At 43.3% G+C, this 9,861-nt stretch carries 9 protein-coding genes; 5 read left to right on the top strand and 4 right to left on the bottom strand.

Annotated elements, in window-relative coordinates; genetic code table 11:
- The first annotated feature begins 221 nt into the window (after positions 1-221).
- A complete protein-coding gene (locus ANME2D_RS12175; RefSeq protein ID WP_048092205.1) occupies positions 222-980 on the top strand; it encodes a M35 family metallo-endopeptidase in 759 nt (252 codons plus the stop codon).
- 56 nt (positions 981-1,036) lie between these two features.
- On the opposite strand, the gene ANME2D_RS18860 is transcribed toward ANME2D_RS12175, so the two are convergent.
- The 4 genes from ANME2D_RS18860 to ANME2D_RS12155 form a co-directional block, all read right to left on the bottom strand.
- Positions 1,037-3,409 carry an FAD-dependent oxidoreductase gene (locus ANME2D_RS18860; protein ID WP_052368903.1) on the bottom strand — a complete coding sequence of 791 codons (2,373 nt, stop codon included), beginning with the start codon at positions 3,407-3,409 and terminating at the stop codon, positions 1,037-1,039.
- 2 nt (positions 3,410-3,411) lie between these two features.
- Positions 3,412-4,254, bottom strand: a complete 843-nt coding sequence (locus ANME2D_RS12165; RefSeq protein ID WP_048092203.1) for a CoB--CoM heterodisulfide reductase iron-sulfur subunit B family protein — start codon at positions 4,252-4,254, stop codon at positions 3,412-3,414.
- Complete coding sequence (locus ANME2D_RS12160) at positions 4,251-4,895, bottom strand: 4Fe-4S dicluster domain-containing protein (protein WP_198527424.1); 645 nt, start codon at positions 4,893-4,895, stop codon at positions 4,251-4,253. The genes ANME2D_RS12165 and ANME2D_RS12160 overlap by 4 nt, the downstream gene beginning before the upstream one ends.
- A 687-nt stretch (positions 4,896-5,582) precedes the next feature.
- Positions 5,583-5,888, bottom strand: coding sequence for a hypothetical protein (locus tag ANME2D_RS12155; RefSeq protein WP_048092201.1), 306 nt, complete (start codon positions 5,886-5,888; stop codon positions 5,583-5,585).
- 349 nt (positions 5,889-6,237) lie between these two features.
- Between ANME2D_RS12155 and ANME2D_RS12150 the strand changes: the two genes are divergently transcribed.
- The 4 genes from ANME2D_RS12150 to ANME2D_RS12130 all read left to right on the top strand — a co-directional run bounded on the left by ANME2D_RS12150 (position 6,238) and on the right by ANME2D_RS12130 (position 9,850).
- The gene (locus ANME2D_RS12150) at positions 6,238-6,522 is read left to right on the top strand and encodes a DUF433 domain-containing protein (protein WP_048093554.1); all 285 of its coding nucleotides are present in this window, start codon (positions 6,238-6,240) and stop codon (positions 6,520-6,522) included.
- A gap of 7 nt (positions 6,523-6,529) precedes the next feature.
- Positions 6,530-6,874, top strand: a complete 345-nt coding sequence (locus ANME2D_RS12145; RefSeq protein ID WP_052368900.1) for a DUF5615 family PIN-like protein — start codon at positions 6,530-6,532, stop codon at positions 6,872-6,874.
- A gap of 826 nt (positions 6,875-7,700) precedes the next feature.
- Positions 7,701-8,765, top strand: coding sequence for an NAD-dependent epimerase/dehydratase family protein (locus ANME2D_RS12135; RefSeq protein ID WP_048092192.1), 1,065 nt, complete (start codon positions 7,701-7,703; stop codon positions 8,763-8,765).
- Between the two features lie 20 nt (positions 8,766-8,785).
- Positions 8,786-9,850: an NAD-dependent epimerase/dehydratase family protein gene (locus tag ANME2D_RS12130; protein WP_048092191.1), complete on the top strand. Its 1,065-nt coding sequence runs from the start codon at positions 8,786-8,788 to the stop codon at positions 9,848-9,850.
- Positions 9,851-9,861 lie beyond the last annotated feature (11 nt).

Here is a 9,861-nt window from a genome sequence, read left to right as displayed (position 1 = left end):
GTTACACTTCGCATGTGCATGGATAACGTTCAGAGCTTCTGGACTTTTCGGATAGGCTCTAATACACCCCCCACGCGGAGAGTATAATATTGCAAGTTACAATTGCAAGGATTGGGTAAATAATGTCCTGGCTTCATATTGATGTCCTGGCTGGATATAACCAATAAAAAATGATTGAAAGATAGTTTAAAATTCAAACGGATTTTAAAACGAGATAAATCATGTCCACTCATCAACAAGTACACAATTCAAAGACTGCGGATAGCGCCCGAAAGCAGCAGCCAGCTAGCAAGCCGGCACCATTGGCACAGCACGCACATCCAGCACCCATAATCCAGCGTGCTAGGGCTGATCCCGGATCGCTCATGCCTGCCGATGTGCTACAGCTCCAGCACATGATCGGCAACAGGGCTGTGGGAAGGCTTTTATCTGAGTCAGGACTGCGAACGTCCTCAGCCGGTTATGTCCAACGATTCACTACACAGGATTGTGATCCATCTGATAAGGCTCGCATTGAAGAATCACATAATCGGGCTATCGCTATGTTGGATAAAGCGATTCAACGACTGACTTCGGACCCTGTGACGGCAGAAACGCAGCGACATTTTGCCAACCATTTTGGGGATTATGGTAGTTTACGACGAGATATTGTGGTTGGACACTTCAAGAGAGATCTAAGTTTGATGAAGGCTTCAAAAATTACCTACGAATGCGAGAGCGAATGTAATCCGGGAGAACCGGCTTATACCTACTGGATTTTCGGGGATATTCATATATGCCTGCCCTGGCTACGTTCAGAATCTCTTAACGAAAGGGGAGAAACATTCATTCACGAGCTCCATCACTGGGACGCTATTCGAGGACATTTAGATCTGGGTTATCACAAGAACAATACGGATAATAAAACGACCTGGATTGTGGCGGTCAACAACGCCGATGCTTACTCGGAATTGGCTCAGGATCTCTACGAACAGCCTTAAAGCGACATTTTAATATTGAGAGTAATTAATATTGAGAGTAATCTAAGAGAAATTCTTCAGTTTTTCAGGGCTTGAGGGGTTTCCGCACCTTCAGCGCTTTCCTCTTTATCTTTATCTCTCTTACTTCTCTTCTCTGCCTTTGCCCCGGCCTGCGCTGCAAAAACATTCAAGAGATCTGTGAGTTTCTCATACTGAGCGGTCTCGATATGCGAATACCTCAGGGGCTTCTTATGCTTCCTTGTTTCTTTCTTGAGCGTCTTGTACAGCTCATCAGAGCGCGACGTTAGCTTCTCATCCGTTGTCCCTTCTATAAGCATAACTCCAGATGCACCGCTCTCAAAAGCAGCATTAACAACATCTGCATCCAGGATATGGATGGACGGTACGCTCACAAACCGAACAAGAGGAGAATAATGCTTCCTGTTAACTCCTGCGATATCAGCAGCAGCATAGGCATATGGATCGATGAACACGATCACGCCAGCTCCTTCGCTCAGGATTGCTCTCACCTGTGCTTTTAGCTGGTTGCGCGTGAAGTTCTTAACCTCAATGCCTTTTATCGGGCATGCAGGTACGCATATCCCGCATCCGGTACATGCCAGAGGCGAGAGAACCGCTTTTCCGTTCTCAAGGCCAAGGGCGTTATAAGGACAGGCTTTAACGCAGTCCCCGCACCCGTTGCACTCAAGGATCACGGGCTTCTCAGGCGGAATGAGTATCATGCCTTTTCCAAGGAACTGCGAGACCTTATGCGCAGAACTTATACCTTCTGTCACGGAGTCATGTATGTCCTTCGGTCCGAGTATGCAGCCTGCTGCAAATACCGACTGGTTTAATGTATTCACTGGATCAAGCTTGACGTGCTTCTCTTCTATGAACCCATCATCCCCAAGAGGCACACCGAGTTTATCCGCAAGCTCTTTTGTACCTGGCGATGGTACGAGTGCAGGGCACAGGACTACCATATCAAATACCTCGCGCCCTTTCATGCCAAGATTAGTATCTTCGTACTGCACCATGAGCGTATTATCCGGTCCTGGAATTATCTCTGCCACTTTTCCGCGCACGAAATTGACGCCCTTTTCCTGGGTATGGCAGTAGAACTCCTCAAACCTTCTGCCCGATGACCTCAGGTCAATATAGAAGATCCATGCCTCAGCATCACCGCTCATCTTCTTGATAAGCTGTGCCTGCTTCTGTGAGTATATACAGCATACCTTGGAGCAGTATTTCTTTCCTCTGCCTGTGAAATCACGGCTTCCTGCGCACAGGACAAAGGCCACCTTCTCTGGAAATGTCCCGTCTGTCCTTTGCAGTCTCATTCCTGTCTTGCTCTTGGCTGAGAGCATATCCTCGAACTCAATTGCTGTCAGGAGGTTAGGGGCAGGGTAGTTGTACTCTTCGATTGCTGAGAGGTCAAAAGGTTCAAAGCCTGTTGCGATCACAACAGCCCCGACCGAGAGTTTGCTCTCCTCTTCCTTTGCATCCAGGTTGACTGCACCGCGGGGGCACACCTTCACGCAGGCTCCGCAGCGGCTGCATTTTGACATATCGATCATGTATGCCTGCGGAACTGCCTGGGCAAAAGGCAGGAATATAGCACCTGTGGGGCATTTCCTTGAACATGCGCTGCATGACGTGCATTTATCAACATCCACATAGCGCGGGCTGTGTTTGAGGGTTATGGTGTAATCCCCCGGACTTCCGTGCACATCCGTAACCTCGGTCTGTGTAAATATGGTAATATTGGGATGATTGTGCGCTGCTACCATCTTTGGTGTGAGTATGCACTGGGAGCAGTCCATTGTCGGGAAGGTCTTGGACAGGCCCATCATATGTCCCCCAAGATATGGCTGCTTCTCTATCAGTATAACCTCATGGTCATCCGCAAGCTCAAGGGCTGCGGTAATCCCTGCTATCCCGCCGCCGACCACCAGTACCCTATCAACCAGGTTCTTGGCAAGGGGCTGAAGCGGCTCGATGGATCTCATGCGGGCGATAGCGCCCCTCATCAGTCCTTTGACCTTTGAGTCAACGCCAGCTTTATCATGCACCCAGCTTGCCTGTTCCCTTATATTTGAGATCTCAAGCAGGTTTGGATTAAGCCCTGCCTTTTTTGCCATGCCCCTGAATGTCTCAAGATGCAGTTTTGGTGAGCATGAGCCCAGTACAACCCGATCCACCCTTCCTTTCTCAATATCGTTATTGATCTTGCCCTGTCCCATGCTGCTGCACAGGTAGTCCTGGATATTCACTGTAACATTTTCCTTCTTCAGGCTCTCTGCAACAGCCTGCAGATCAACGACATCGCTTATGTTTCCGCCGCACCTGCACAGGTACACGCCTATCTTTGCAGGGGTGTTTTCACTTTTCTGTAGTTCATTATCAGAAGTTGTTTCTTTATTGGGAGTTGGTTCATTCTCTTGCATTATTATCTCCCTATCATGGCTATCAATTTATCAGTTGAAACTAAGTGCTTGTTCATACCAAGCTCTGAAGGTGCCAGGCCCATAGCAAGACCGATGAGCTGTGTAAAATAAATAACAGGCAGATCAAGCCTGATATTATATTTTGATTCCACTGCTCTCTGCTTGGCATCAAGCTGCAGGTGGCACATGGGGCACGTCACGACCATGCAGTCTGCACCCGATTCTTTTGCCACCACAAGCAGTTCTTTTGCAAGGCCAAGAGCTATATCCTCGTTGGTCAGGAGTATCGGGCCACCGCAGCATTTTGTCTTATAATAGTATTTTACAGGCTCTGCCCCCAGGCTTATGATGAGGTTATCCAGGGATACGGGATTCTCAGGGCTGTCAAACCTGTTCTCAGGCCGTGTCAGTAAGCAGCCGTAATAAGGAACAGCTTTTATCTTCATGGGTTTTTTGACCTGTTCTGACAGTTTAGTAAGCCCGTAATCATTTACGATCACTTCAAGAAGGTGTTTTGGTTTTGTGTTGCCGTCGTATTTATTGATAAGAGCTTCATTGATCCTGTTCTTTAAAGCAGCATCTTCAAGTGCGGTGTTAGCCCGCATCAGGTTTGAGTAACAGAGGTTGCACGGTGTTGCCAGATCAAGACCTCCTGATGATGCAAGGTTTCTTGCAGACAGCGCGACTCGTATTGTCTTATCAGGTACATGGAGAGTCCCGCAGCAGTTCCAGTTCTTGATCTCTTCAAGCTCAATACCAAGCCTGCTAAATACTGTTTCTACTGATTTGCGGTAATCAGAAGCAGTTCCATGCTGTGCGCATCCAGGGTAATAGGAGTATTTCATTTCTCTTCCTCCTCTGTTTTTTCTTTTTCCCCGGCGTCGCTCTCTCTACTATCCTCTCTGCTATCTCCTGTCATTTTATCCCGGGCTTTATCTCCAAGTTTAAAAATCGCTTCTAATTCGCCCGTATCCTCCATTCTATCAACAGACAGGGGTAATTTCCCTTTAGTGATAAGGGATAATCCAAATGGAGCCTGTTTTATCATTCCTGGATCAGACAGGCTGTATTTTGATATCAGAAGAAATTCTGAGGATCTTCCTTTTTTCTTTACCATATCTGAGAAGATATGATCAAACCTGGTGTTTTTATTCTCTATGCCCTCTGCTATGGCCAGCGGTTTTAACGTTTCCATAAGTTCTGTGGGGTGGATTCCCCTGGGACATCGCACCGAACATGAGAAGCATGTGGTGCATATCCAGATTGTGTTGCTGTTCAACACTTCCTGTTTTAGACCGAGCTGGATCATGCGCACTATCTGGCGCGGAGTGTAGTCCATCTCGTTACTGACCGGACATGAGCCTGCGCAGACTCCACACTGCATGCAGGTGGGAATTTTCTTACCAATCTGTGTCTTTAGAACGAGGTCTCGAAAAATCGGGTCTCTGGATTCTGAAGAAATTGCTTCTTTTTTCGTCTGTATCATCTTATAGGAAAACATATGAAGAGCTTATATCATATATATTTTACTAACCCCATGGGGTGGCTTCTGGCAGAATTGAAGAAAGCAGATACGACATTACATCCTTCTATCTGAAATTTTTTAATTAAGCATAAAGGTATGTTCTCATCCGTGAAAATTTCTTTTTTCATGGTTGTATCTTAAGAATATGTGATCCATATATAAAAATTCTGGCAATGTTACCCTTTGAGAACTTGAAACGTTGATCATCCTTATTTGGGCTAATTTTTAATAATTTACACGGATATGAAATCCGTGCAATCCCAGTTCCAATCGCACCTCTCCTAACCAGTTATGTATTGATTCTTATGTGATCTGATTGCTTATGCAGAATACTGCTGTTACCCTGATCTCCTCTGCCCGCGCTGTATGTATTCATATTGCTGATATCCTGGCACCTTCGCGCCAAACCTCTATAAGTTCCTTCAGGAGCGCAATTATAGTGAATCTGACCCTTTCCTTCTCCTCATAAGGCAGGGAACATCAGCTCTTATCAACCATATCATCAAAGTACTTGTATGAGACTGTTTCAAGAACTCCTCCATACCAGTCTCTGGATTGGGATAGAGAACTGAATGAATTTTGATGCCAGAGTTACGAGGTGTTTTATCTCAAGCGAAACAAGTGCACTGGTATCCGTCAGTACTGTGATCACTCTTTTAGCCTCTCTACAACATCGTCTGCTTCTTTGAGAGACTCCAGTATTGTTTCCTTATAAATCCTTATTCGTTCTGCCTCTTTGAACCCGAGTAATGTTTTCAAGGATTCGTAACTTATCTCACCTGCCGCATACCTGGATGCTATTTGCCTTTTTATGTCTCTCAGTTCGAGTTCCTCGCGGATGGCATCTGAAACCACTTTTTTTATATACTCGCCCGTGGTTTCGAAGTGTTCCCTCGCTACGGCCCCGACTTTAAGATATAGATCTTCTGGTAGTTCTATTGATTTTGATGGCATATTCAGTCACATCTATAGGTTGTTCAGATTTGTTATAATACTTTGTATATTGATATTGAGGCATAGCCATATCAACTCCTCTTTGCAAACTCTTTTAAAATTTAGAAAAATATGGCTGGCGGCTGGATCTGAGGATCTGATCGCCGAAGCCGTGCAGCCCTGAAGCCTCTGACTTATCCGAAGCCTGTACATCGGGCTTTTGCTGATGGCGGCCAAGCCGTACCTGCACCGGGTGGCGCAGAGTGAGAGGCGCTTGGGCTGTTTATTCAATAACTCCCTTTCAAACTGAAGGTTGTACTGAAGATAAGAGCAATATACTTATCTTAGCGTATTATAAATAACGATGGTTATGCAAAAACAAGTAGTCAAACACCCCTATATTACAACTAAGGCTGAAATAAGTAAAGGTAGCCCAATAATAGCTGGAACAAGAGTACGAGTACTGGATATAATTATTGAATATGAGTATCTTGGCTATTCTCCAGATGAAATTATTAGTGCACATCCACATTTGATTCTCCCTCAGATACATGATGCTTTGTCTTTCTATTATGAACACAGGGAAGAGCTAGATCAGGAAATCAGGTCGAGAAAAGAGACAATAGCGAAACTACGTAAGAAGTTTACCTCATGAGGTGTTTTTGAAAGAGATAAAGCATATCAAGATATACGCTGATGAGAACGTAAATGTTGCAATTGTTGAAGGTCTCAAGCGGAGGGGCGTGGAAGCGTGGTCTGCCATAGATAAAGGTAAGCTCGGTCTCAGTGACGAAGAACAATTGAGGTACGCTTTAGAGGAAAGGGCGACGATATTTACCCATGATGATGATTTCCTCAGCATGGTTGCTGAATCTGAAACTGAACACTGTGGGATAATATATGTTCACCAGCAGCATCTCTCAATCGGGGAATGTATACGTCGGTTGAAAGCAATAGTTGAAACTATGTCTCCTGAAGAAATGCATAACCGCATATTATTCCTGTGAAGCACGACCATTGCAGTACCATTTCCACCTCTGCTTTACGCTCTGATATGAAAAACTTTTCATCGCCATCTATGAACCACAGTTTATAGCCGACTTTGCGTCCTTTGCGGTGAGCGATCTACAATAACAATGAAAAAGACGATTGTATAAACAACGAACTCAAAACTAACTTAAACGAACTCATCAGCCCGAGTTCGTTGTGAGTTCGTCCCAGTTCGGTGTTTATATTAGCTCAACCACATCCGAGTCTAAGATGCGATATATTGAACTTTTTCATACCAGAACGCAAAGAAATAAAAACAATGGATGGCTGTCGGCGCTGGATCTGATCGCATATAGCCGTGCAGCCATGAAGCTTCTGACTTATCCGAAGCCTGTACAGCGGACTTTTGCTGATGGCGGCCACGCCTTACCTGCACCAGGTAGCGCGGAGGGAAGGTGCTGGGGCTGTTTATGAATTTATTTGTACAAAATATTTAGACAAATACGATAGGAATATGCTCACTCTGTATGTACATCCAGATATCCAGCTCTGTAATTTTTGGGACAAGATTTATATAATGATAAGTCAATTGTACGGGCATGAGGTGCTTGGTGACTGAAGGCGCGGGATTTGATGGATTGCATATATACAAACTTTGGAATAGTGGCGAGATCGCTTATATAAGAAATCTTGATTCATATTATAGTCTTACATATCAAACTGGAAAACAACAAACTGCCTATGCAACATCCTGATTTTGGGTAGGTGAAGGTGATGGTTGAATTTGAGGTCGACAGGTTGCGAAAGCCATTGAGAAATTTTATATAATCTAATGATTAAGTTATGAAAACTTACTTAATAACAGGCGGCGCTGGCTTTGTGGGTTCTAATCTCGCCATTGAGTTCAAAAAAAATAAACAAAATATCCGAGTAATAGCTCTTGATAATCTTCGAAGACGAGGATCTGAGCTTAACATTCCAAGATTGATAGAAAACGGTGTTGAATTTATACATGGCGATATTAGAAATAAAGAGGATTTTCAGGATGTAGGTGAAGCAGATGTTATAATCGAATGTTCTGCAGAGCCCTCAGTACTTGCTGGTTTTGAATCATCCCCAGAATATCTTATAAATACGAACCTTTTAGGCACGGTTAATTGTCTAGAATATGCAAGAAAATGCGGGGCAGATTTTTTATTTCTATCTACAAGCAGGGTATATCCCATAAAGATAATTAATAGTCTGAATTTCACTGAAACAGCAACAAGATTTGAGCTATCTAATGAACAGAGCATAATAGGTATATCATCCAAGGGACTTACAGAAGACTTTTCGCTTAATGGTTCACGTACGTTATATGGTACCACAAAGTTAGCATCAGAATTGATTATACAAGAATATATTGAAATGTATGGACTTAGATGTGTTATAAATCGTTGTGGAGTCCTTACTGGAAGTTGGCAGATGGGAAAAGTCGATCAGGGGTTCGTGGTCCTATGGGTGGCTAAACACTATTATCAGAAACCCTTAAATTATTTAGGGTATAGCGGTAAAGGAAAACAGGTTAGGGATATTCTACATGTAAAAGACCTGTACCGTCTTTTAGAAATTCAAATTAATGATATGGATACACATAACGGTGAAACATACAACGTTGGTGGTGGGCTGGAGAGATCTATCTCCTTATTTGAATTAACTAATCTTTGTAAAAAATATACAGGGAATAAAGTTCCAATAAATAGTGTTATCGAAAATAGGATGGCTGATATAAGGATATTCATAACTGATAACAGTAAGGTAACAGAAAAAACTGGTTGGAAGCCTGAAATTACCGTTGATCAGATTATCGAGGAGATATCAGACTGGATTAGAGAGAATTCTGAAAAACTTAGGCCGATACTTGCTTAATAGAAAGGAGAATTGGAAAAATGAAGATCGCATTAGTTACAGGATCAGCAGGTTTGATTGGTGCCGAATCTGTTAGATTTTTCAGCAAAAAAGGCTTTGAGATCATCGGGATAGATAACGATATGAGAAGATTGTTTTTCGGTGATGAAGCCTCAACAGAATGGAGTAGAAGAAAGCTTGAATCTGAAATAAAAAATTACACTCATTACAGTGAGGATATTCGAGATAGAGCCTCAATGGAAGATATTTTCAAAAAATATGGTGAAGATATAAAAGTAATAATCCATACAGCAGCTCAACCTTCTCATGATTGGGCAGCAAAAGACCCTTTTACAGATTTTACGGTAAACGCAAATGGAACGCTCAACCTGCTTGAAATGACAAGGCAGTACTGTCCTGATGCTGCGTTTATATTTACTTCTACCAATAAAGTATACGGGGACTCACCGAATAGCTTGCCGTTAGTAGAGCTTGAAACCAGATGGGAAATCGATAAATCTCACCCGTACTACCAGAATGGAATTGATGAATCCATGAGCGTCGACCAGACAAAACACAGTCTGTTCGGTGCATCAAAACTGGCAGCTGATGCGCTTGTACAGGAGTATGGTAAGTATTTTAATATGAAAACTGTTTGTTTCAGAGGAGGGTGTTTGACAGGACCCGGGCATTCTTCCACAGAACTCCACGGATTTCTGGCATACTTGATGAAATGTGCAGTCACTGGTAGACATTACACGATATTTGGGTACAGAGGTAAGCAGGTCAGGGATAATATCCACAGTTATGATCTGGTGAATGCCTTCTGGCACTTTTATCAAAAGCCAAGAATTGGTGAAGTATACAACATCGGAGGAGGGAGACATTCAAATTGCTCTATACAGGAAGCAATAGAGATGTGTGAAGATATTACAGGAAAGAAGATGAATTATTTATATACTGAGAGCAACAGGATTGGCGATCATATCTGGTGGATTAGTGATGTGAGTAAATTCAAGTTACATTATCCAGCATGGAAATATAAATACAGTATTAAAGAAATATTGGTTGAAATATTTCAGAGCGGCGTTTTTAACGTCAAATGAATTAGCCTTAT

Source organism: Candidatus Methanoperedens nitratireducens (genome assembly GCF_000685155.1).
Lineage (GTDB): Archaea > Halobacteriota > Methanosarcinia > Methanosarcinales > Methanoperedenaceae > Methanoperedens > Methanoperedens nitratireducens.
Note: the sequence above shows the minus strand (reverse complement) of the source record. Positions and strands in the feature narration are given on the sequence as shown.

Excerpts from the sequence above, each read along its gene's own strand:
- ANME2D_RS12165 (WP_048092203.1), bottom strand. The coding sequence starts at position 4,254 with ATGAAATACTCCTATTACCCTGGATGCGCACAGCATGGAACTGCTTCT.
- ANME2D_RS12135 (WP_048092192.1), top strand. The coding sequence starts at position 7,701 with ATGAAAACTTACTTAATAACAGGCGGCGCTGGCTTTGTGGGTTCTAAT.
- ANME2D_RS12160 (WP_198527424.1), bottom strand. The coding sequence starts at position 4,895 with ATGATACAGACGAAAAAAGAAGCAATTTCTTCAGAATCCAGAGACCCG.
- ANME2D_RS12130 (WP_048092191.1), top strand. The coding sequence starts at position 8,786 with ATGAAGATCGCATTAGTTACAGGATCAGCAGGTTTGATTGGTGCCGAA.
- ANME2D_RS12150 (WP_048093554.1), top strand. The coding sequence starts at position 6,238 with ATGCAAAAACAAGTAGTCAAACACCCCTATATTACAACTAAGGCTGAA.
- ANME2D_RS18860 (WP_052368903.1), bottom strand. The coding sequence starts at position 3,409 with ATGCAAGAGAATGAACCAACTCCCAATAAAGAAACAACTTCTGATAAT.
- ANME2D_RS12155 (WP_048092201.1), bottom strand. The coding sequence starts at position 5,888 with ATGCCATCAAAATCAATAGAACTACCAGAAGATCTATATCTTAAAGTC.
- ANME2D_RS12175 (WP_048092205.1), top strand. The coding sequence starts at position 222 with ATGTCCACTCATCAACAAGTACACAATTCAAAGACTGCGGATAGCGCC.